The sequence below is a fragment of the Weissella thailandensis genome, assembly GCF_001932615.1.
Taxonomy (GTDB): domain Bacteria; phylum Bacillota; class Bacilli; order Lactobacillales; family Lactobacillaceae; genus Weissella; species Weissella thailandensis.
Window position 1 is genome coordinate 845,584 of the sequence record NZ_CP014332.1, and the last position, 24,171, is coordinate 869,754.

Annotated in this window: 22 protein-coding genes and 1 pseudogene; 20 read left to right on the forward strand and 3 right to left on the reverse strand. The window is 39.7% G+C overall.

Annotation, left to right across the window (positions count from 1 at the left end):
* Nucleotide 1: 1 nt before the first annotated feature.
* Nucleotides 2–1,978 (forward strand): LTA synthase family protein, encoded by a 1,977-nt coding sequence (locus tag FOL01_RS04090; protein WP_075269469.1) that lies wholly within the window; start codon nt 2–4, stop codon nt 1,976–1,978.
* 70 nt (nt 1,979–2,048) lie between these two features.
* Here the strand turns inward: FOL01_RS04090 and FOL01_RS04095 are convergent, their stop codons facing one another.
* Nucleotides 2,049–3,110 (reverse strand): acyltransferase family protein, encoded by a 1,062-nt coding sequence (locus tag FOL01_RS04095; RefSeq protein ID WP_075269470.1) that lies wholly within the window; start codon nt 3,108–3,110, stop codon nt 2,049–2,051.
* A 52-nt stretch (nt 3,111–3,162) separates the two neighbouring features.
* Here FOL01_RS04095 and FOL01_RS04100 point away from each other — a divergent pair.
* Nucleotides 3,163–3,435: pseudogene (locus tag FOL01_RS04100) on the forward strand (DapH/DapD/GlmU-related protein); the annotation flags it as partial.
* 145 nt (nt 3,436–3,580) lie between these two features.
* On the forward strand, nt 3,581–4,246 hold the full coding sequence (locus tag FOL01_RS11500; RefSeq protein WP_307722222.1) for an MgtC/SapB family protein: 666 nt from the start codon (nt 3,581–3,583) through the stop codon (nt 4,244–4,246).
* A 12-nt stretch (nt 4,247–4,258) separates the two neighbouring features.
* Here the strand turns inward: FOL01_RS11500 and lexA are convergent, their stop codons facing one another.
* Nucleotides 4,259–4,834 (reverse strand): transcriptional repressor LexA, encoded by a 576-nt coding sequence (gene lexA, locus FOL01_RS04110; RefSeq protein ID WP_075269473.1) that lies wholly within the window; start codon nt 4,832–4,834, stop codon nt 4,259–4,261.
* A 135-nt stretch (nt 4,835–4,969) separates the two neighbouring features.
* Between lexA and FOL01_RS04115 the strand changes: the two genes are divergently transcribed.
* A complete protein-coding gene (locus tag FOL01_RS04115) occupies nt 4,970–5,224 on the forward strand; it encodes a DUF896 domain-containing protein (protein WP_075269474.1) in 255 nt (84 codons plus the stop codon).
* 72 nt (nt 5,225–5,296) lie between these two features.
* A complete protein-coding gene (locus FOL01_RS04120; protein ID WP_075269475.1) occupies nt 5,297–5,533 on the forward strand; it encodes a YneF family protein in 237 nt (78 codons plus the stop codon).
* Nucleotides 5,534–5,652: 119 nt separating this feature from the next.
* Here the strand turns inward: FOL01_RS04120 and FOL01_RS04125 are convergent, their stop codons facing one another.
* The gene (locus FOL01_RS04125; protein WP_075269476.1) at nt 5,653–6,294 is read right to left on the reverse strand and encodes a lysophospholipid acyltransferase family protein; all 642 of its coding nucleotides are present in this window, start codon (nt 6,292–6,294) and stop codon (nt 5,653–5,655) included.
* An 87-nt stretch (nt 6,295–6,381) separates the two neighbouring features.
* On the opposite strand from FOL01_RS04125, the gene FOL01_RS04130 reads away from it, so the two are divergent.
* The 15 genes from FOL01_RS04130 (at nt 6,382) to FOL01_RS04200 (ending at nt 24,162) form a co-directional block, all read left to right on the forward strand.
* Nucleotides 6,382–7,146, forward strand: coding sequence for a tRNA1(Val) (adenine(37)-N6)-methyltransferase (locus tag FOL01_RS04130; RefSeq protein WP_075269477.1), 765 nt, complete (start codon nt 6,382–6,384; stop codon nt 7,144–7,146).
* On the forward strand, nt 7,139–7,426 hold the full coding sequence (locus tag FOL01_RS04135; protein ID WP_075269478.1) for a GIY-YIG nuclease family protein: 288 nt from the start codon (nt 7,139–7,141) through the stop codon (nt 7,424–7,426). The genes FOL01_RS04130 and FOL01_RS04135 overlap by 8 nt, the downstream gene beginning before the upstream one ends.
* Nucleotides 7,427–7,574: 148 nt before the next feature.
* The gene (rpsB, locus tag FOL01_RS04140) at nt 7,575–8,351 is read left to right on the forward strand and encodes a 30S ribosomal protein S2 (protein WP_075269479.1); all 777 of its coding nucleotides are present in this window, start codon (nt 7,575–7,577) and stop codon (nt 8,349–8,351) included.
* Nucleotides 8,352–8,526: 175 nt separating this feature from the next.
* A complete protein-coding gene (gene tsf, locus FOL01_RS04145) occupies nt 8,527–9,405 on the forward strand; it encodes a translation elongation factor Ts (RefSeq protein WP_075269480.1) in 879 nt (292 codons plus the stop codon).
* 23 nt (nt 9,406–9,428) lie between these two features.
* Nucleotides 9,429–10,151, forward strand: a complete 723-nt coding sequence (pyrH, locus tag FOL01_RS04150; protein ID WP_075269481.1) for a UMP kinase — start codon at nt 9,429–9,431, stop codon at nt 10,149–10,151.
* 4 nt (nt 10,152–10,155) lie between these two features.
* A complete protein-coding gene (frr, locus tag FOL01_RS04155; protein ID WP_075269482.1) occupies nt 10,156–10,713 on the forward strand; it encodes a ribosome recycling factor in 558 nt (185 codons plus the stop codon).
* Nucleotides 10,714–10,909: 196 nt separating this feature from the next.
* Nucleotides 10,910–12,019: an LCP family protein gene (locus tag FOL01_RS04160; protein ID WP_075269483.1), complete on the forward strand. Its 1,110-nt coding sequence runs from the start codon at nt 10,910–10,912 to the stop codon at nt 12,017–12,019.
* 163 nt (nt 12,020–12,182) lie between these two features.
* A complete protein-coding gene (locus FOL01_RS04165; protein WP_075269484.1) occupies nt 12,183–13,367 on the forward strand; it encodes an ammonium transporter in 1,185 nt (394 codons plus the stop codon).
* Between the two features lie 532 nt (nt 13,368–13,899).
* On the forward strand, nt 13,900–15,717 hold the full coding sequence (glmS, locus tag FOL01_RS04170) for a glutamine--fructose-6-phosphate transaminase (isomerizing) (RefSeq protein WP_075269485.1): 1,818 nt from the start codon (nt 13,900–13,902) through the stop codon (nt 15,715–15,717).
* A gap of 100 nt (nt 15,718–15,817) precedes the next feature.
* The gene (locus FOL01_RS04175) at nt 15,818–16,648 is read left to right on the forward strand and encodes an MYG1 family protein (protein ID WP_075269486.1); all 831 of its coding nucleotides are present in this window, start codon (nt 15,818–15,820) and stop codon (nt 16,646–16,648) included.
* A 111-nt stretch (nt 16,649–16,759) separates the two neighbouring features.
* Entirely contained in the window at nt 16,760–17,977 is a 1,218-nt protein-coding gene (locus tag FOL01_RS04180; RefSeq protein ID WP_075269487.1) for a CCA tRNA nucleotidyltransferase, read from the forward strand.
* Between the two features lie 6 nt (nt 17,978–17,983).
* Nucleotides 17,984–19,888, forward strand: a complete 1,905-nt coding sequence (locus FOL01_RS04185; RefSeq protein WP_075269488.1) for an ABC-F family ATP-binding cassette domain-containing protein — start codon at nt 17,984–17,986, stop codon at nt 19,886–19,888.
* A 1-nt stretch (nt 19,889) separates the two neighbouring features.
* Entirely contained in the window at nt 19,890–20,387 is a 498-nt protein-coding gene (locus FOL01_RS04190) for a dihydrofolate reductase (protein WP_075269489.1), read from the forward strand.
* Nucleotides 20,388–20,480: 93 nt separating this feature from the next.
* A complete protein-coding gene (locus FOL01_RS04195) occupies nt 20,481–20,669 on the forward strand; it encodes a YjzD family protein (protein ID WP_075269490.1) in 189 nt (62 codons plus the stop codon).
* A gap of 127 nt (nt 20,670–20,796) precedes the next feature.
* On the forward strand, nt 20,797–24,162 hold the full coding sequence (locus FOL01_RS04200) for a DNA polymerase III subunit alpha (protein WP_075269491.1): 3,366 nt from the start codon (nt 20,797–20,799) through the stop codon (nt 24,160–24,162).
* The last annotated feature ends 9 nt before the right edge of the window (nt 24,163–24,171 follow it).

Here is a 24,171-nt window from a genome sequence, read left to right on the forward strand (position 1 = left end):
TATGAAAAAGTTTTTAAGTAAGCAACAGTTTAATGGTCCAACATTCAATAATTGGATGAAATTTTTACTTATTGGGCTGTCTTTAAGTGTCTTAACGACTGTTGTTTTACAGTTTGCAATGTATTTTCAAGTGTGGGGGCGTTTTGATCAGACCTTAGATTTGGGCCAAGCTATTTGGACATCTCTTAAGTTTCTAATACGCCCACAAGCATTATTTACGATTCTTGCTTGTTTGATTTTATTTGTATTTATTGTCGTTTTGGTAAACCGTTTATTTGTCGGGATAGCCATTTACTTGACGCTAGCAGTTGTGACATTTGTGGCGGAATACATGAAGATGAAGTCACGAAATGAACCGATTTTATTTAGTGATATGTCAGAAGTTACTGCTGTTGGTGGCTTGACACAAATGGTTGATAAGAACCTATTAATCATTGCGATTGTTGGCATCGTTATTGTTTTTGTTGGTGCTGGGTTACTCGAATTTTGGGTTCATCGTAAAAAGGCTGGCCGTTTCGCGGCATCTATTCAGCGAATGATGATTAAACAAACAGGTACACGTATCGCGGTACTATTAGCAACATTTCTAACGTTGGCAGCGCCTTTTGTCGCCAATGCCGATCAGAATCGTGCGATATTGGATCATTTTAAATATCAGTGGCAGAGTTTTAATACTGGTGAAGATGCGATGCTGAATGGACCTGTCATGACTTTTGTATCTAACATTTCAAGTGTTATTATGCGAGAACCAGCTGGTTATTCAGAAAAATCAATGGCTGCATTAGAAAAGAAATATACAAAATATTCTGACTCGTTAAATAAAACTAGGCAGGATAATCTTAAGGGACAAACGGTGGCTTATGTCTTAAGTGAGTCACTGACAAATCCTGATGAAGTTCCTGGATTAAAATATAAAGGGACTGATGTATTTAAAAATATTAAACAAATACAAAAGGATTCGGTTTTCTCTGGTAGAATGTTGTCTTCAGGTTACGGTGGTGGAACTGCGAATATCGAGTATATGACTTTGGCAGGCTTCCCGTTAGCAACCTTTGCACCAGAAATGGTGGTACCTTATACGCAATTAGTACCAGTTGCTAATGAAATACCAACGATTACCAACTTGTTCCAAAATCGTGAAGTGATTCATCCTTATGTTGGAACATTTTATAATCGTCGTGATGCTTATAAAAAGATTGGTATTCAAAAATTCTATACAACTGATGGTAAGCAATATAAGTATCCAGACAAGTATACGAAGTCTGTTGGTTCTAAGGATAATTATCCTGCCGATAAATCTTCTTATGCCTACTTAACAAAGAAAATTACATCAGCTAATAAGAACAAATCACAGTTCTTACAGTTGATGACAATGCAGAATCATATGCCTTATTCTGCTAATCAGTATCCTGATAGTAATTACAAGATGTCAGAACCAGCGGTTTCAGGTAATACAAAGGAAACTGTCGAGAGTTATATTGCAGGTGTTCATTACACCGATGTAGCCACTAAGAATTTGGTTAATAAACTAGAAAATATTTCTCGTCCAGTGACGCTAGTCTTTTATGGTGATCATTGGCCAGGCGTGTTCACATTTGTTAATCAAGATAAGCAACTAGAGCGTTCTCATGAGACAGACTACTTTATCTACCAAAATAAGGCTGCTCGTGAAAAGAGTAAGGCAAAGACGAATCAAAATCAGCGTGCCTATGCGTCACCAAGTGATTTCCCAGCATTGGCATTAGCAGCAACGAATAGTAAATTAACACCATTCTATGCTTTGCAAACCAAGGTAACGAAAGAATTGCCGGCATTCGCAAACTATACACGTGGTAAATTTGTTGATAATAATGGTCATACCTTAAAAACAAAAGATTTAACTAAGAAGCAGAAAAAGTTACTACATGAATTTAAGTTAGTGCAATATGACTTGAGCTCAGGTGAACATTATCTGTCAAAGAGTTTTACTAAGAAATAAAATAAAGCATCTTGTCAAAAACGCAAGCTACATAAAGTAGGGCGCGTTTGAGACAAGATGCTTTTTATTTTTAGGCTTTTTGAAGTGGGAAGTTACGGTCGACTAATAAGTTATAAATAAACTTTATTTTGAGTAAAATCCATGTGAAACATGTTGTATATAGAATTCTTAATAGCATTAATCCTAGGTAAGCAAATAGACTGTAATCTGAGAACCAGGCTTGTGACGCTAAAAAGTTCATGGCTTCAGTGTCTAATAAGCCAATATCAAGAGAATGGACACATAGTAGAACTAATGAATACTGACCGACATAACTAAGACCTTTAGCAATTTGATGCCAATGCTTTTCAATAAAAAATGCGATACCTAATAGCACGATGGCGCTTCCAAAACCACCAAGGACTGCGATAAACATATTATCAGCCAAACCACGGTTTAATTCATAGCTACCGCTCGTTGCACTCAGCATCCAGCAAATCAGTGAAACTAATAGTATGTATGGATTAGCAAAGATAGTTTTTTGTGAATGGTGCTTAATAAGTTTTGCTAACCAGTAACCAAATAGGTAATAAATTGGAACTTCCAAGGCTGCTTGTAGTGACCAGGGAAAGTAAGCGACCTGAGCTAATGAATAACCCAATCCAAATAGTATAATAACAATCATGAAACGGATGATTTCTTTATTAGACTTCATTAGCCAATGGAAAATAATGTTGGCAAGGAACATGGTTGGTAAGAACCAAACAGCGCCGGCGTGAGACCTCAGTTCAAAACCAAATGGCGATTGACCTGTTGCGCCATTACCATATATAAGTGGAATCAGTGTTTGAAAGTTTAGATAGTGAACGTGTTGGACGATTTCGCCCAAAGCTGTTCGTAAGGTTATATAGAGTAAGGTAACGATGAAAAAGGGAATCAGCAGTGTATTAACACCCGTTTGAACAACATCTTTGATCCTTTTTGAATGATAGAAGTAACCTGAAATGATAAAGAATATCGGCAAATTGGCTGCAAATATAAAATTAGATTGCCAGGTGTCCCATAGACCAGTCATTGAATGACCGATAATCACGAGATAAATCGCTATGGCGCGCGCAATATCAAAGGAGAGATTTCTTTTAGAGGCTGTCATATAATTACCTTTCTGAAATAAAATTACCAAAAATAATATTATCATTTAACTGCTTGATTCAGGGGTGCGGAATCGTGGCCTAGAGTTTGGTAAGCCAATTACCATTGGAGATAATGTTTGGATTGGCGCTAATGTCTTTATTGGGCCAGGTGTCACTATCGGCGATAATGCTATTATTGGTGGCGGTGCTGTGGTTGTGAAAGATATCCCAGCCAATGCAGTCGCCGTCGGGAATCCGGCAAAAGTTATGCGTGACATTACATCCGATGATAAAGACTATTGGGAACAACAAGAACAAGCTTATTATGATAATCGTGACAAGTAAATTTTAGGACTCTGGTGATAGTGACATACTGTTACCAGAGTCTTTTTTTCACAAATAAGTACTTTTTTGGTTTAATAAAAAGTATGTAGTAAATAGCATAAAAATATTAGTTATTGTGTAGCTGGTATTTGGAATGGAGGAGAAAATGACAACCAATGAACTATTGATTCGTTTGTTATTAGCAACACTGGCAGGATTGCTAATTGGGATTGAACGGCAGACTAGGTCAAAATCTGCGGGCCTCCGAACGCATGCCATTGTCAGTTTAGGGGCCGCCCTAATGATGATTGTGTCGCAGTATGGCTTTGCTGCTGTCTTAGGAAATGCTAATGTGAATTTGGATCCATCGCGTATTGCGGCCCAAATCGTTAGTGGAATCAGTTTTCTGGGTGCCGGCATGATTATTGTGCGTAGCCCAGACTTTAATGTAATCGGTGGTCTAACCACGGCAGCGGGAATTTGGACAACTGCTGGTGTGGGGATGGCAATTGGTGCTGGTTTATACGAGGTGGGATTTGCTGCAACATTTATTATTGTTGTTTTGCAGTTAGCATTTCATTATTTTAATGACTTTAATTTACGCCAATCTTTTTCTATTCGAGTTTATTTAACAACAATTGACGACGTCAAAAAGTTACGTGATTATTTGACATCAGAAAATATTTCCAGCAAAGTATCGCGACTAAAAAAGTCGGAAACCGGTTTGACGATTGACTTGACTGTCACGACGCCGCGAAATTTTTCATTAGAGGATATTGGTCAGATAATGGCAGCTACTGACATTGATTTGAGTTGGGAGCTGGGATTATAGACAGGATAAAGGCTAATTAACATAATCACGATAGACGCCAATGACACGGCCGATAATGGTTGGGTTTGCCATCGTAACGGGTTTTAGATTACTATTCTCCGGCTGTAATCGACAATGATTACCTTCTTTAAAGTAGCGGTATACATTTGTTTCATCATTGATTTTAACAACGACGATATCACCATCAAAGGCAGTTTGTTGTTTTTTAACCATCAAATAGTCATTATTTAAAATACCAATATTAAGCATGCTATTACTGCGTTGTTGCTGGATAAAAACATCTTCGTCAAAAGAAAACAAATGTTGGGCCGTTTTTTCAGTGATTGATAGATCCATTTCAGGATCATGATGACCATGTTTTAATAAGGCGATGCCTTGCGGAGTAACTTTGATTGCTCGCGTTTTCTCGGCATCTTTTGTAATCAGACCTTTCTTTTGTAGACGCTCTAAGTGTCCATGGACTGTTGAAGATGACGCTAAACCAACTTTTGCACCAATTTCACGAATAGTAGGCGGATAACCATTGGTTAGTTGTTTGTCATAAATGAATTGCAATATTTCTAATTGTTTTCTTGGCTTCTGTGTCATATGTGGGTAGCTCCTTTGTCATTAAAGAATATTGTACGATAAATATCTGGTTGCGGAAACATTAGTTAACCTGAATATTCTTCAGTAAAATATGTTAAAATGGTAACATTAAATTCAAAAAAAGGTGGAAATAACATGGCTGAGACAGATCACATGATGGCTGTTCGTTCACGAATTAACGAACTAGCCGCAAAAGCAAAATCTCCAGAGGGATTAACAGAGGATGAAGTTGCGGAACGTGCGGATTTGCGGGCTGAATTTTTGGATAATTTTAGAAAGTCTTTCCGTTCTCAAGTAGAAATGCTACAAGTTTATGATGAGAATGGTAAAGAAGTAACCCCTGAAAAGGTGAAAAAGATTCAGCGTGATAAGGGATTACGCGGTAATTAATTGTTCAGGCAGCTAGTCAAATAGCGGATAGTTCGCTATAATGGTACTTGAATATAATTTTGGAGTAATAAAATGAGCACAACAGTTTGGATTTTTATTGTCGTTCTTGCCGCGATAGTTGGCGCTGTCGCTGGTTTCTTCATCGCACGTCGCTCAATGGAGACGTACATTAAGAACAATCCGCCAATTTCAGAAGAAATGATGAAATCTATGATGTCATCAATGGGTCAAAAGCCTTCACAAAAGCGCTTGAACCAAATGATGGCACAAATGAAGAATCAAGCACAAACTTCTTCAAAAAAGAAGTAAGTGGCGATAAAAAGTTGAGTTATAAATGCTCAGCTTTTTTTATTATTATAATTAATAAATAAGTAACGGGGCTGGAACAAAATCAGTGTTCCAGCCCCGTTACTTATTTATTGAAATTTTTACTTAATTTCAGTTTTTTTCTTTGGATTTGGATCAACGTAAACCCAATCAGGATCAATTTCATCATCCAACTTATCAAAGGCAGTTTGTAAATTATCACCTAACTCAGCTGTGGTTTCTTCGTTTATCTTGACACGTTTATCAACATAAATGGGGTCACCAAATGCCATCGTGACATTTTTACGCTTGAATAAGCCTGAAAACTTTACCGGTCCTTGGTAGACAATTGGTACTAAAGGTGCACCAGAAAGCTTTGCAATCATTAGTGCGCCACCTTTCATTTCTTCGGAATGGCGACTACCAGATGGGAACATGATTAGACTTAGTTCGGTCTTCTTTAGGTTCTTTACTGGTGTTTTGATTGCTGATGGACCTGGATGGTCACGATCGACCGAAAAAGCATTGGCATGGACAAGAATCCAGCGTAAAATAGGGTTCTTGAAAAGCTCTTTTTTAGCCATAAAACTAAATTTACGTGGCCGACCTGCCAGAGCGAAGAATAAGGGTTCCCACCAAGTACGGTGTGGACCCACTAAAATATAGTTGCCCTCAGGTAGTTTGTCTGTGCCCAGCAGTTTGTAACGACCGTTGATCAGCCAAACGATTCCTGCAACGACATAACGTATGAATGAATAGAACATGTTGTTCATCCTCCCTAATAATAACGCCTTATTATCCCACACAGTAGGCGCTTTTGGCAAACGGAGACAACATAAGGAGAAGAAATTATGAAAGTTGAACTGTTACCTGACGAACGTATCGATATGTTATATAACGATGACGTACATATTATTCAAAGTAAATCGGTCTTTTCATTTTCACTGGATGCCGTATTACTAGCTAACTTTGCTGAACCACGTAAGAATGGCCGGGGGTTAACCGTTGATCTTGGTGCTGGCAATGGCGCTGTGTCATTGTTTATGGCGCACAAGCTTGCTGGTCAAATTGTTGGCGTAGAAATTCAGGAACGTCTAGCCGATATGGCGCAGCGATCGGTTAAAATGAACGATTTGACTGATAAAATTCAAATTATGAATGCTGACATGCGGGATATTTTTAGTGATATTCGTCCAGGGTCAGCAGATATGGTGGTATCAAATCCGCCTTACTTTACGGTAGATAATGATCATACGGTCATGCACGAAAATAAACATTATGCCATTGCCCGGCATGAATTGATGGCAGATTTGGACCTGGTCACATATACGGCAAAAAAGTTGTTGAAGAACAAAGCCCATTTTTTTATGGTTCATCGACCAGATCGCTTATTTGAAATTTTAGCGTCATTACAGAAAAATCATTTATCACCTAAACAGATTCAATTTGTTTATCCTAAAGTGGGTGAAGCAGCCAATATTGTATTGATTGATGCAATCAAAGATGGCAAGTTGACTGGGGCCAAAATTTTACCACCAATTGTGACGCATAATGCCGATGATACTTATACAGATGCCGTCTGGTCAATCTATGAAGGGCGTCAGCAGCATGAATAAACCTTACTACATGTATGTCCTGTTAACAGCAGATAATATGTTGTATTGTGGTTTTACGGACGATGTCGGTAAAAGACTTGCAACGCATGAAGTAGGTAAGGGTGCTAAATTTACGAGGCCCGCTAAACGGCATCCATTAACACTTGTTTACGCTGAAGCATTTACCACGAAACACGATGCGTTACATGCAGAAGCGATGTTTAAAAAATTAACTCGTAAGCAGAAAGAACACTTTTTGCAAAATCATGGTGTATCACTTGCTAAGAAAACTTTTAATTGACATATTGCGTGAAAGTGAGTAACATTAGTTATTGGTTTTATACCAAAAAAATACGCACTAGTTCTCAATAGTTTGACGGGTGCCCCTTTACCGGGTCGCCAGGCTACATGCGAGGCTAGGTGGAAAAAACATTTGGAGGCAGATACTCATGGCAGTAATCTCAATGAAGCAATTGCTTGAAGCTGGTGTACACTTCGGACACCAAACTCGTCGCTGGAACCCAAAGATGTCAGATTACATCTTTACGGAACGTAACGGCATTTACATTATCGATTTGCAAAAGACAGTTAAGTTGGTTGACCAAGCATATAACTATGTTCGCGATGCAGCTGCTGATGGTGCAACGGTATTGTTCGTTGGTACTAAGAAGCAAGCACAAGACTCAATTGCTGAAGAAGCAACTCGTGCAAACATGTTCTACGTTAACCACCGTTGGTTAGGTGGAACTTTGACTAACTGGAAGACTATCCAAGCTCGTATTGCCCGTCTAAAGGAATTGCGTGCAATGGAAGACGACGGTACTTTCGAACGTTTGCCAAAGAAGGAAGTTTCTTTGCTAATCAAGCAACGTGAGAAGTTGGACAAGTTCTTGGGTGGTATTGCTGATATGCCTAAGATTCCTGATTTGATGTTCATCGTTGATCCTCACAAGGAACAATTGGCTGTGCAAGAAGCACACAAGTTGAACATTCCTATCGTGGCTATGGTCGACACTAATGCTGACCCTGATCAAATTGACGTTAAGATTCCATCAAACGATGATGCAATCCGTGCCGTACGTTTGATTACTTCAAAGATGGCAGATGCTATCATCGAAGGTAACCAAGGTGAAGATTCTGTTGATGAAGCTGAATTTGCAGCTGAAGGTGACAAGCCTGCATCAATCGAAGAATTAACTGACCTTGTAGAAGGTAAGAAGAACTAATTATCTTTTGCTAAGTGACAAAAAGCTTATTCCTATTATGGGAATAAGCTTTTTTTGCGCTCTAGGCAAAACTCATGTAAAATGGTACTAGATATCTAATAAGTGTATAGAAAATCAACATATTTTCGTGTATACTAGTTGAGATAAGATTTAGCATATACAAGGAGACCATAAAATGGCTATTACTGCTTCACAAGTTAAAGAATTACGTGACAAGACCGGCGTTGGTATGATGGATGCCAAGAAGGCATTGGTTCAAACTGAAGGTGACATGGACAAGGCTATCGATGCTTTGCGTGAAAAGGGAATGGCAAAGGCTGCTAAGAAGGCCGATGCTGTTGCTGCTGAAGGTATGACTTACGTTGTTTCAAAGGACAACAAGGCTGCCATCATTGAATTGAACTCACAAACTGACTTTGTTGCTGGCAATGCAGAATTTAACGAGTTGCTACATGCTGTTGCAAATGCAATTGTTGAATTTGCACCTGCAAATGTTGAAGAAGCTTTGGCATTGAAGGTATCTGATGATCAAACTGTTAACGACATGATTATTCACACGACACAAATTACTGGTGAGAAGATCACACTACGTCGCTTTGCAGTTGTTGAAAAGGCCGAGGGCCAAGTATTCGGAACATACTCACACATGGGTGGTCGTATTTCATCACTTGTTTTGATGGATGGTTCTGATGAACAAGTTGCTAAGGATGTTGCTATGCACGTTGCTGCTATTGCACCAAAGTACGTTTCATCTGAAGATGTTCCTGCTGAAGTTGTGGAGCACGAAAAGGCTGTGCAATTGAAGTCAGATGATCTAGCAGGTAAGCCAGATAACATCAAGGAAAAGATGGTCGAAGGTCGTTTGCACAAGTTCTTGGCCGAAATTGCATTGGTTGACCAACCATTCGTTAAGGGTGACGGTAAGGAAACTGTCGCTAAGTACGTTGAGAGCAAGAACAGCAAGGTAGTTTCATTCGTTCGTTACGAAGTTGGTGAAGGAATCGAAAAGGCTGCTAATGATTTTGCTGCTGAAGTTGCAGCACAAATGGGCTAATAGAGACCGAGGCGATTAGAATAATGGCAGATGTAAAGTACAAACGAGTATTGTTGAAGTTATCAGGAGAAGCATTGTCTGGTGAACGCGGCTATGGCATTGATCCAGAAACGGTTAACAATATCGCAGCGGAAATCAAAGAAGTTTATGGACTAGGTGTTGAAATTGCAATCGTTGTTGGCGGTGGTAATTTATGGCGTGGTGAAGCAGGTGCAAAGTTGGGAATGGAACGTGCACAAGCTGACTATGTTGGTATGTTAGGAACCACCATGAACGCCTTGGCATTGCAAGATGCACTTGAATCACACGATGTTCCAACACGTGTACAAACTGCTATTGAAATGCGTCAAGTTGCTGAACCCTATGTCCGTCGTAAGGCAGTTCGTCACTTGGAAAAGGGACGCGTTGTGATTTTTGGTGCCGGTACTGGTTCACCATACTTCTCAACGGATACAACGGCTGCTTTGCGTGCCGCCGAGATTAATGCTGAGGCTATTCTAATGGCTAAAAATGGTGTTGATGGTGTATACAGTGATGATCCTCGTAAGAATCCAGAAGCAACAATGTTTGAAAAGCTAACGCATAAAGAGATTATTGCTAAGGGTCTTAAGGTAATGGACTCTACTGCATCAACATTATCAATGGACAACGATATTAATCTGGTGATTTTTAATATGAACACATCTGGCAACATTAAACGTGTTGTCTTAGGTGAGAATATCGGAACGACCGTGGAGGTAGATTAGAATTATGGCTAATGCAATTATTGAATCAGCAAAAGAACGTATGGACAAAGCTGGCGATGCATTACGTCGTGAGTTAGGTAACATCCGTGCAGGTGTTGCTAATCCATCAATTCTACGTAATATTACGGCAGAATACTATGGGGCAGAGACACCACTTAATCAATTAGCATCGGTAACGGTACCTGAAGCACGTGTATTGTTGATCACACCTTTTGATAAGACAGCTTTAAAAGGAATTGAGCAAGCTATTTTTGCTTCTGATTTGGGATTAACACCAGCAAACGATGGTTCAGTCATTCGTCTGGTTATTCCTGCATTAACTGAGGAAACTCGTAAAGACTTAGCTAAAGAAGTTAAAGCAGAATCAGAAAAAGCAAAGGTTGCCGTTCGAAATGTTCGTCGTGATGCGATGGATGATGCTAAAAAGGCATTAAAGAACAACGACTTGTCTGAAGATGAAGCACATAGCGTTGAAGATAACATTCAAAAAGCAACCGATGCTGCTATTAAGAATGTTGACGAGATTGCTGCTGATAAAGAAAAAGAATTGTTGACGATTTAGTTAATAATTAATTTCCAAAAAGAATTGGGGACAATTGTTCTCAATTCTTTTTTATTTCTTAATAAATTCATTGCTTATTTAACGATTTATTTGTGTATAATGCTTTATAGGTGGAATATACTACACAAAATAACGCCTGTTTTCAGGAGTAGGAATGCCAGCAATTTTTATAGGTGGCAATTAGGGAGGATAGCTCATGGATGACGAGCAAAAAGTATCTCGCTCAACACGTAATAATAAAAAAGGCAAAAAGAAATCGCATAAGGTACGAAATACGATTCTAAGCATTTTGTTATTATTGATATTAGCGGTAGCTGGTTTATTTGGTTATGCATACATGCAAACCAAAGGTGCTGTTGATAAGGCCTATGTTGCGCCGAATATCAAAAAAGCACGTGACGTTTCAGGTGTTCTTAAGAAGGGTAAGCCCATTTCAATTTTGTTATTGGGTACCGATACGGGGGAATTAAATCGTAATTATAAAGGTCGTACCGATTCTATGATGGTTTTGACAATCAATCCAAAAACAAATAAAACAACGATTATGTCAATTCCTCGTGATACGTTGATTGCGATTGATGGTTATGAAAATACATTCCCACAAAAAATCAACTCGGCTTATTCATATGGCTCAGCAGCCACAACGATTAAGACTGTTCAGAAGTGGCTAAATGTCCCAATTGATTATTATGCTTTGGTCAACATGGGTGGTATGGAGAAGGTTGTTAACAAAATTGGTGGTGTAAAAGTAAATTCACCATTAACCTTTGATTTTAACCCAGACACAGCCCATGCTACTGGTAACAATGTTTACAGCTTTACTGAGGGATCAAGTACTTATTCGCATAATGGGCAAACATACTCAAAGATGAATGGTAAGGCAGCGCTAGCATTTTCGCGTATGCGTTATGATGATCCGAAGGGCGACTATGGTCGCCAAACTCGTCAGCGATTAGTTCTTCAGGGAATTACCGAAGCTGCCAAGGATAATCCAACAAAGTTATTGGACTCTGGCTTCTTAAATTCAGTTTCTTCATCAACGCAAACTGACTTAACTTACAATGATATGATTACCATTGCTCGTAAGTATGCGAAGGCAGCTGGCAATATCTCTAATGATAATATTCAAGGAGATAGTTACAGTTTGTCATCTGGTTCGACTGAAGTTGTATCGAGTGATGAGAAACAACGGGCAACAAATGTCTTACGTAAATCATTGGATCTAAAATCCGCTAAAACTGGACCATTATATGGTGGTAATGTTTCAGTGTCTGAAATGAATTCACTTGGTGTACCAACAAATTAATATATTTTAGTGCGAGACAAAGTAGTTGGAACAAAACAATGTTCCAACTACTTTTTTATTTGTCTATACCACTGAATGTTAGCATTCTTAACATAATTCATGACGACCTTTCGATATGTGCTTATACTGATGTTATTATTTCAAGAAAGCGCAGGTGATAAAAATGAATGGTGCAGACGTTGCATGGGTATTAATTAGCGCAGGGTTAGTTTGGTTGATGGTGCCAGGATTGGCATTGTTTTATGGTGGCTTGTCAGAAACACGGACAACAGTTAACACATTGGCGATGGTGATGATTGCAATTGCCGTTGGTGGCGTCATTTGGTTTACAGTCGGTTACTCATTAGCATTTAGTGGGTCAGGCCCAATTATTGGTAACCTAGATGCAGCATTTTTACATGATGTTTCGATGACCAAGAGTACACGTGATTTAGGAATATCTGACGGCCTATTTGCTCTCTTCCAGGGGATGTTCCCGATGATTACCATGGCCATTATTGCTGGCTCAGTAGTTGGTCGGATGAACTTTAAGTCATTTATCCTATTTCTAATTGCCTGGATGTTACTTGTTTATATACCTTTGGCACACATGATTTGGGGTGGTGGTATTCTAGCCCAACATGGCGCCCTTGATTTTGCTGGTGGTGATGTGGTTCATATTTCATCAGGTGTATCTGGTTTGGTGTTAGCCCTGATGATTGGCAAGCGGCGGGTAAATACTGACACAACTGGTAATAACCTAATGGCAACGGTTATCGGCGGTGGATTGCTTTGGTTTGGATGGTTCGGATTTAATGCTGGATCAGCTTTAGCTGCGGATGGGGTAGCCATTGTTGCTTTTACTAATACTAATATCGCAGCAGCGTTTGCAATGTTGACATGGGTTATTCTTGATTTTATTTTATTCAAGCGTGTTCGAATTTCCGGGGCAATTTCCGGTGGTGTTGCTGGACTAGTTGTTATTACACCAGGTGCTGGCTTTGTACAACCAGTTGGTGCCATGTTTATGGGCGTGCTAGTTGCTATTGGTGCTTACTTTGCAACAACCGTTATGAAATATCGATTGGGTTATGATGATACCCTTGATGCATTTGGGTTGCATGGTGTCGGTGGTGTCATTGGTGGTATCTTAACAGGTGTCTTTGCTTCGAAGCCCTTGGCCGGTGTATCAGTTAGTTGGCAAGTCATGGGAACACAACTTGGGGCTATCTTAGTAACGATTATTGCCGTTGTCATCCTAACGTTCATTATTGCTAAGTTGGTGAATTTGATAACACCGTTACGAGTTGATGAAGCTATTGAGGAAGATGGACTGGATTATGACCTGCATGGTGAAGTTAATGCTTAATTTATTGACTTTTTAAGGTAAATAGTTTAGTATTAGTCCACAAGTTAATATTACAGAAATGTAAAGACTATCTTTACATGGAATAAATACTAAGGGAGGTAAATTTATGTTTGGAATTAATATGTTGAACAAAAAAGTTGATCGCGCTGTTCGTGCATATAAAAACATGGATATTCAGCGCCACCCGGATAAGTGCCATCATCATCATGATATGCACTAATTAGGCGATGATTAACTGAGCTCTGACCACTATTGGTCACTTGAGCTGAATATTTAAGAGACTGGAACAACAGGTAATGTTCCAGTTTTTTTATGTCTAAAAATCTTCGGCTATAATTAAGGGAGATTTAAGCATAAATAATTCAAGAATCAAAGACTATACCAATTTATACCAAAAGACAATGTTAAACGTTATAAAGTCATTGACGGATATTAAGCAACGCGTGATAATGGTCATTGAACTTAAAATAATAAACAAAAAAATACTATACCATTAGTGAAAACGTTGTATTAGTAGTATAAGGAGAAAAACATGTTCTGTGGAATTGTTGGATTTACGGGAAATAATTACCAATCAGCACCTATTCTATTAAAGGGATTACAAAAGTTAGAATATCGTGGCTATGATTCTGCTGGGTTATACGTGGCAGATCAGGCTGATGGCACGGATCAACTCGTGAAAGAGAATGGTCGTGTTTCAGAATTAGTAAAATTGGTTTCAGAAAAAAACGTTAAAGGAACTGCTGGGATTGCCCACACTCGTTGGGCAACCCATGGTAGTCCCTCGGTTGCCAATGCTCATCCACACGTTTCTGCAGACGGTCGCTTTTACTTAGTCCATAATGGTGTGATTGAAAATTACCTTGAATTAAAAGATGACTATCTAGCCAACGTGACTTTCCAATCAGATACGGATACTGAAGTTGCTGTCCAATTGATTGATAAGTTTGTTAAGGAAGGGGCAACCACTTTTGAAGCTTTGAAAAAGTTGATTGCTTTGTTAGATAGTAATTCTGCTTATGGTTTCCTATTGATGGATCGTGAAGAGCCTGAGCGGATGTACGTTGCTAAGCAAAAGTCACCTTTGTTGATTGGTATTGGGGCTGATTTTAATGTCGTGACGTCCGATGCTGTAGCGATGCTTGACCAAACCCATGACTTTATTGAATTACATGACGGGGAAGTGGCTATCGTTGATCCAGATAATGTGCAATTATTTAGTGCTGCTGGTGAAGCGATGGATCGTGAACCTTTCCATTTGGATATTGATGCAACCGAGACTGATAAGGGTGCTTATCCATTCTATATGTTAAAAGAAATTGATGAACAACCAGTGGTGATTCGTCACTTGATCTCACGTTACTTACCTAAGGATGGTCAGCCACAAATTGGTGAAGGTATTGTGAAGGATATGCGAGCTGCCGACCGCATTTATATTGTTGCTGCTGGTACGTCTTATCATGCTGGATTAGTGGGTGCTCGTTTGTTCGAACGTTGGTCAGGTATTCCAACTGAAGTACATGTGTCATCAGAATTCGCCTACGAGCAACCATTATTATCAGAAAAGCCATTCTTTATTTTCTTATCACAATCGGGTGAAACTGCCGATTCACGTGAGGTTTTGCAAAATATCAATGCCCAAGGCTTTAAGTCATTGACCTTAACGAACGTTGAAAAGTCAACGCTTTGGCGTGAAGCAACGTATGCGTTACCTTTGATTGCTGGTCCCGAAATTGCAGTGGCTTCAACGAAGGCATATGTTGCGCAAATAACGGTCGAAGCTATTTTGGCCTATGCTTTGGCTTATCGTGAGCAATTAGATGTTGATTTAGAACAAGAATTATCAAAGATTGCGATTGCCATCCAAGGGATCATTGATGACAAAGAGCAAATTCAAGCAGTTGCCCAAGAGATGTTGGTGCCGGCACATCATGCCTTTTATATTGGTCGTGGGGTTGATTCAGCCGTCGTCCTAGAAGCTGCTTTGAAATTAAAAGAAATTTCATATGTTCAAACGGAAGGCTTCGCTGCTGGTGAGTTGAAGCACGGAACATTAGCTTTGATCGAGGAAGATACACCCGTGATTGCGATGATGACGCAACCACGCTTGGCTGGTTTGGTTCGTGGTAACTTAGCTGAAACGCAAGCACGTGGCGCTAAGACTTATACAATTGTGACCCAAGCAGTCGCTAAGCCTGAAGATGACTTGGTTTTGCCAGATATCAATGAATTATTGACACCATTGGTTAGTGTTGTGCCAACACAATTATTGGCGTACTATACATCACTAGGACGTGGCTTGGATGTTGATCATCCACGTAATTTGGCTAAGTCAGTTACTGTTCAATAGAAAAATTATTAAACGTTGATTTGTTTAGACAAATCAGCGTTTTTTATCATTGTATGACGTGTACAATAGAGAATAGGAAAAATGGTTTGGAGGACTAACAATGTATAAAAATTTAGTTACACATAATGGGAAGTTTCATGCTGATGATGTCTTTGCGAGTGTCATTATGACACGTCTTTTCCCGACGCTAACAATTGTTAGAACTCGTGATGAAACAATGACTGGTGATCAAAGCAATTTTGTGTACGACGTTGGTGGTGGTGAGTTTGACCATCATGGGATTGATGATACACGTCAGCATGCTAACGGTGTACCCATGGCTGCTTTTGGTTTGATTTGGCAACAATTTGGGAAACAATACATTGCTGATTTAAATCCAGACTTGGCACCGACAATAACGCAAGCAGTGTACGAGAAAATTGATAGTCATTTCATTGTTGGTATCGATGCCTTAGACAATGGCGTATCAGCATATCAAAGTGAGGTATTCACCGTACCCGATATCATTAATGATTTTTATGAAGAAGATGATGAAGCCAATAGTTTTGACCGTGCGTTGGCTTTCGCAAAAATGATTTTAGAGAACCGTGTGAAGAAAACGATTGCCAAAGAAATTGCCCAACAAGATGTGATTGCACAAGCGACTTTTGCATCGGACCAAATTTTATTCGTCCCAATTTCAGGCCCATGGAAAGACTACGCAGAACAGTTTGATCAATTAGTATTTGCTGTTTTGCCTCGTAAGGACGGTAATTGGATGATTCAAGGTGTTCCAGTTGCTCATGGTAGCTTTGAAGTGAAGCACGCAATTCCTCAAATAAAAGAAGAGGGCATTGTTTTTATTCATCGGACAGGGTTCATGGCCGTGGTAGACACAGCGGAACACGCGTTACAATTGGCTAAAGATGTTTTGAACGGTCGTGAATCTTAATGGATAAATGAATGCTTATTCATTTATAAAAAGTGACTACTTACGGTACAAGTCGTAAAAAAGTTAGGGTGTCTGGTATACTTAGTAATAGTAGAAAAGAGGAGGCCAAACATGAAAATAAATAAGATGCCATCGGAATTTATTGATGCCTTACCGATTTTGGAAACAATCGAAAAGGCAGGTTATGAGGCATATTTTGTTGGTGGATCGGTGCGAGACACAATGCTCAGTAAACCAATTCATGACGTTGATATTGCGACCTCGGCTTACCCTGAAGAAATTAAGAAGATATTTAAACGTACGGTAGATACCGGTATTGAGCATGGTACAGTGATGATCTTAGACCATGGTACCGGCTATGAAACAACGACCTTTCGAACAGAATCAACTTACACCGATTTTCGTCGACCAGATGAGGTGAAATTTGTCAGGTCTTTAGATGAGGATTTAAAGCGCCGTGATTTTACGGTCAATGCTTTAGCCTTAACAAAAGACGGCGAAGTGATCGATTTGTTTGGCGGTGTTCAAGACATGTCAGCACAGGTACTACGTGCGGTTGGTAAACCAGAGGAACGCTTTCATGAGGATGCACTTCGGATGATGCGCGCTGTTAGGTTTGCTGCTCAGTTAGATTTTAAAATTGATGATGCAACACAAAAAGCGATTGCAGAAAATGCGCCTTTGTTAGCAAATATTGCCGTAGAACGGACCAATGTAGAATTTACAAAACTTATGCAGGGAACTTCAGCTAGTTATGGCTTAATTGAGATGATTAAGAGTGGTTTGGTTAATTTTATGCCTGGCTTAGCAAATACTGATCAGGACCTAGCTGCATATGCTGAATTATTACAAAATGCGCAACCTACCGATGATAACCAAGCTTGGTCATTATTGTCATTTGAGTTAGGATTAAGCCCCAAGGATACTGGTGAGTTTTTAAAGCTATGGAAGCAACCAAATGATATGATTCAAACGGCCAAATCAGTCATTACGTTGATGAACAAGTTACGATTAGGTGATGTTAGTGATTGGGATCTATACCAAACGCAAGATGCTATTACGACAGCACTAGCAACGATTAGGCTAAGTGAAGTTACAGCTAACGTTGAAGACTTATCTGTCCGTTATCAGGCACTACCTATTAAGCATAAAAAAGAGTTAGCAATCAATGGTGGCGAATTAATGAAAAACTTGCACCTGACACCGGGACCACTGTTTGGTAAGATCTTGGCAGATTTAGAACACTTGGTTGTTATTGGCGAACAGGTGAATGACAAAGCAGCCTTGCTACAGGCTGCGGCTGACATTGTAGAGAAAGAGAAGAAATAATATAAAATGAAGCAATTAAGGGCAACAAATCTGCATAGTGTTTATGGTGAAAAAACACTGTTAGACAAAGTGTCATTTTTGGTGGAGACTGGCGATCGCGTCGGCATTGTTGGTGTAAATGGGACTGGTAAAACAACCCTATTAAATGCGATTGCAGAAATTGTACCAGCAGATAATGGGAACATAGATACACCGAAGGATTACACAATTGGTTACTTACAACAAGAGCCACCGCTAGATGACAATAAAAAGGTGATGGATGCTATTTTTAGTGGTGCGCAACCGGTTTTCCAACTAATTCGTGATTATCAATCGGCATTAGCCGAATATTCAGAAAATCCAACAGACGAAAAGAAATTGTCTTGTTATACCAAATTAGAGCAGCAGATGACCCAGCAAGATGCTTGGTTGGCTGAGTCAGAAGTGAAAAATATCCTGACACAATTGCATTTACCTAACTTAGACTTGCAAATTTCAGCACTTTCAGGTGGGCAGCGTAAACGTGTTGGTCTGGCACAAGTGCTGATTCAAGCACCTGATTTATTGTTGTTAGACGAGCCAACTAATCACCTTGATTTTGACTCAATCGCTTGGTTGGAAAAGTATCTGGCTAATTATCGTGGTGCTGTAATGACAGTGACTCATGATCGTTACTTTTTAGATAGCGTCACTAATCGTATTTTTGAATTATCATTTGGTAAGTTGTATGAGTATCAGGGTAATTATGAAAAGTATGTCACTGCTAAGGCTGAACGTGTCAGTGCGGAAGCAGTTGCTGAGCATAAGTCAGCACAACTGTATAAAAAAGAATTAGCTTGGATGCATGCAGGGGCCAAAGCGCGTTCGACTAAACAAAAAGCACGTGAAAATGCCTTTGCAGAATTGGAAGACCAACAAGGCACCCGTCAAGTTGAAGGCGAAGTTTCGGTCAATCTTGGTCAAACGCGTTTAGGTAAAAAAGTCATTAACATTGAAAATGCTAATTTAGCCTTTGATCAATTGACTATTTTAAAAGATTTTAGTGAGCTAGTGCAGGGAAATGAACGGATTGGTATTACGGGTCCTAACGGATCTGGTAAATCAACGCTTTTAAATGCGATTGCGGGACAGCAGCCGTTAGATAGTGGTGTGATTGAAATAGGTGAAACAGTTAAAATGGCTTACTACACCCAAATTACCGAACCAATTCCCGAAGATAAGCGTGTGCTTGCTTATTTGAGTGAAGTTGCTGAAGAAGTGGTGGATCAGGACGGTAACCATATCTCAGCAGCCGAGTTATTGGAGCAGTTCTTGTTCCCACCATTTATGCATGGGACACTGATTCGTCAACTTTCTGGTGGTGAAAAGCGACGCCTATATTTGTTGAAATTATTGATTCAACAGCCTAATGTGTTACTACTTGATGAGCCAACAAATGACTTGGATATTGGGACATTAACGGTGTTAGAAGATTATCTACAATCATTTTCTGGAACTGTTATTACAGTTTCCCACGATCGCTATTTCTTAGATAAGATTGCTGACAAGCTTTGGATTTTTAAAGGTCAAGGTGACATCGATCGATATAATGGTCGTTTTAGCGATTATTTGGCCACGTATGGGGCGCCTACGCTTGCAACAACAAAAGAGAGCAAATCGTCTGTTGTTACGGAAGACAAAGCTGATAAAGTTCCAACGCCTAAGAAGAAAAAATTAACTTGGAACGAAAAGAAAGAATGGTCAACGATTGAGGATGATATTGCTCAGTTAGAGACGAAGGTCAGTGATATTGAAGAAGAAATGAATGTGAGCGGTGATGATTTCACAAAACTGGCTGATTTACAAAAAGAATTAGATGAAACTAATGATGCATTAGAAGCAAAGATGACACGATGGGAAGAATTATCTGAACTTGTAGAAGGTGGTGCATAAAATGGCTGAACAAAACTTGATTTGGGCACAAACTTTAGACGGTACAATTGCAATTGATGGACAGGTTCCTTGGCATCAAAAAGCAGATTTGCATTTTTTTAAACAAGCAACGGTGCATGAGGTGGCTTTGATGGGACGTCATACGATGGCTAGTTTTCATGGGCGTCCATTACCGGACCGCTTAAACGTTGTCTTAACGCACAATCAAGGTTTGGAAGTGCCAGAAGGGTTTCGAAAGGTTTACAGTATCGCTGAGGCCGAAAAGCTTGCTGATGATGCTGGCTTGAAATTACAAGTTATTGGCGGTAAGCCTATTTATGAGAGCTTTATGGCCACAGCAGATGCCTTATATGTGACATATTTACAAACCGATTTATCTGGGGATGTTAAGATGCCATCAGTCGATTCAACTGTATGGCAGGGTGAGGTCATTGACCAAGGGCCTGCTGATGATGCTAATGATTATGATTGGCAGTTGGTTAAATATACGCGACGTTAGTTCACTGTGAATTAATTAACATGTGACAAACTAACCATGGGGGCGTAAAATAAGGGTGTAAAACATTTTGGCGGTATGCTAAGAGGTGTCAATATGAAGTATATTGTAGTTTTTGTTTGGACATTTATTTTGGGAGAAGTTCTTGGCTACATTGGTAGTGCGCTTGAAAGTGCAACTTATGATGCAACCATGACTTCTTTGTTCTCAGTGGTTATCGGTATGATTGGAACAATTGCTTATGTGGCAATTTCAAAATCTGCTGCACCGCATGCAGACAAATAATGATCATTAACAAATAAGTAAGAAGGAGATCACTGTCACAGGTGGTCTTTTTTATTTTTAATGGCTATAATGAAATTAAGTTAAAATAAACATTCATCAATTGGAAGTTTTAGAGAAGGAGGCTATTATGGTACCACTGCAAACCATGACGGCATTTAGTTTGTTGCGGAGCCCGATGACCCCTCAACAATTGATAAAGGCTGCCCAAGAAAAAGGCTATCAGGCAGTTGCCTTGACGGATTATAACGTGTTGTATGGTATGTATGATTTCTATCAAGCGGCAAAAAAGGCTGGCATGCAACCGATTTTAGGTTTGACTGCAGAACTGGTTGGCATGCAGTCTTCACAAACGTATCCAATCGTTTTTCTAGTTGAAAACCAAATTGGTTATCACAATTTATTGCAGATTAGTAGTGTCATTAATACACAAGATAATCAGCCAACGTTAACGGATTTAAAGCCATATTTGGCTGGATTATATATTATCTTGCCAAGTATGGGTGAACTAACGGTCGTGCTCGGCACTGAACCAGACAGAGCGACAACTTTAGTTGAAAAGGTGATTTCATTAACTGATGAGACACACGTTTTCTTAGGTATTTCATTGAACATGCGTGAAGAGACCGTGCAATCAATAAAAGAACTAGCAGACCATACCGGCACCCGAATAGTTGCCAATGAGACGGTTTTATATCCTAATGCGTCTGATCAATTTTCAGCCCAAGTGATTCAAAAATTGGGTCAGGGAGAGATTATTGCTAATGTTGGCTTGGCGCAAAAGCAGGCAGCAACAGCTTATTTAAAAGACAGTATTGATTGGTCTAACGAATATGAACGTCGCGGGTTATCTGAAGCAGTCACGAACACAGATTGGATAGCAGCGCATAGCAAGGTCACACTCGAACAGTCAGCAGTGACTGTACCAAAGTATGCCACACCACAGGGTCAATCTTCTAAAGATTATTTGGCTGAATTAGCCACAACGGGACTAACGAATCGATTACATAATTTGGATATTGATCCGGTGCCATACGAAGCGCGATTAAAAGAAGAACTACGAATTATTAATGAACTGGGCTTTGCGGATTATTTCTTGATTATTTGGGATGTTTTAAATTATGCGCACAAAAAATCGATTCGTACTGGTCCGGGACGTGGTTCAGCTGCTGGATCGTTGGTCGCTTATGTGTTATGGATTACGGACGTCGATCCGATTGCTTATGATTTGCTTTTTGAACGTTTTCTTAATCCAGAACGTCATCAAATGCCAGATATTGATATTGATATTCCCGATAATCGCCGTGAAGAGATTTTGGAATACTTACATGAACATTATGGTCATGAACGAGTGGCGCAAATTATTACTTTTTCAACCATGGCTCAGCGGGCGGTGATTCGTGATGTTGCCCGAGTTTTTGGCTTGAATCCTACACAAATCGATAATCTATCAAAGGCAATGCCAAGAGGGACGGCAAATTTACAGGCTTCATACGAAGATTCTTTACCATTCCGTAATGCCTTATTAGATTTGCCCGTTGACGGTGAATTGTTGTATCAAACAGCTTTAAAACTAGAAGGTTTACCACGCAACGCGTCATTACATGCGGCCGGAGTTGTGTTATCTGCTGAACCGCTGGCGAATTACATGCCGGTGCAGATTGGTGATGATGGGCGCCTAGTCACACAACTTCCCAAAGGGCCAGTTGAGGCGCTTGGCTTGTTGAAAATGGATTTTTTGGCATTGTCTAATTTGAATATATTGGATATTGCTATTCGTGAAATCCAAAAGATTCCTGATCATGAGTCGTTTAACATTGCAACGGTCTCGTTGGATGATTCGGCCACATTAAAGCTATTTCAAAATGGTTTGACTAATGGTGTTTTTCAATTTGAATCAGGTGGTATGAAGAATATTTTACGTCAGTTACTTCCTGACAGTTTTGAGGATATTGTGGCCGCAAATGCGCTGTTTAGACCGGGTCCCATGCAAAATATTCCACATTTCGTTGCGCGTAAGCATCAAAAAGAAAAACAAGATGTGCCTGATGCCAGTATGGCCGAAATTTTAGCGCCTACTTATGGCATCATTGTTTATCAAGAACAAGTTATGCGTGTTGCTGAGCGTTTTGCTGGTTTCTCATTGGGTGAAGCCGATTTGCTCCGACGTGCTATGTCAAAAAAAGATCATGATAAAATTGCTGCCATGAAGTCGAATTTTATTGATGGTGCGATGGCGTTACATCATGAGCAACAGGTTGCTGAGCAAGTATTTAGCTATATTGAAACCTTTGCACAATACGGTTTTAATCGTTCACACGCGGTTGCTTACTCGAAGCTGGCTTTTCAATTGGCATATATTAAGGCCCATTTCCCAGCCGCTTTTTATAAGGCAGTGTTAAATGATTCAATTGCTGATCATAAAAAAATTGGTATCTATATTTCTGAGGCGAAATTGCGTCAGGTGACTATTTTGCGCCCTAGTTTGAATCATTCTTGGCAAGGGTACAGTATGAACAAGCAAGGTGAACTCCAAATGGGTTTGGCCTCGATTAGTGGCTTGCGGCGCGACTTTCGGGAGGCACTGATTCAAGAACGACAAGAGGGTGGTCAGTATCGTGATTTAACGAATTTTATTGGCCGTTTACCAAGCAAATATCGTAAAGTTTCTCAGTTAGAACCATTGATTTATGCAGGTGCTTTAGATGGTTTTGGCTTTAACCGCAAAACCCTCTTAGGTTCTATGCAAGGCTATATTGATGCCATTGGACTTGCTGGTGAATCGATGTCATTATTCGAATCACTAACACCGAAAATGCATGAAGTTGATGAATTTCCATTGAATGAGAAGTTAGGTTATGAGCATGATTATTTAGGGGTGTATTTGAGTGGTCATCCGATTGAACCCTATTTAGCTGCCTTGCCTGACTCTCAAAGGACTGATGTTGCTAATTTGACAGTGGGGATGCCTGCAGCCACAGTTATCATTTATATTCAAAATGTTAAGAAAATTCGGACCAAAAAGGGTGATCCGATGGCGTTTGTAGATGGTATCGACTTAACGGGAACACTATCGATTACCATTTTCCCAAAATTATTCAAAGAAATTTCACCATTGTTAGTTAATGAAAAAGTCTTATTAATTACTGGAAAAATTGAACAGCAGCGTGGTCGGGATGCTTTACAGATGATTGCTAATCGTATCGTGAGTGGTGATGAACTTTTGGCACGGACACCAAATTCTGCGGCAATGACGCCAACTGGTCAATGGTACTTGAGGATTATGGCATCGGCTGAAGATGCTGGTGTGATGTCCATATTGCAAACTAACTTGCAACAACACCACGGTGTGAACCCGGTATTACTTGTTTTTGAACGCAATCACCGTAAAATTGCTCTGGATGAAACGTACTGGTTAGCTGATGACGAAAAAACGACAGCGGCGATGCAGGCACTTTTGGGGAAAAATAATGTTGTATTTAAAAAAACACCCTAATTTTTTGGA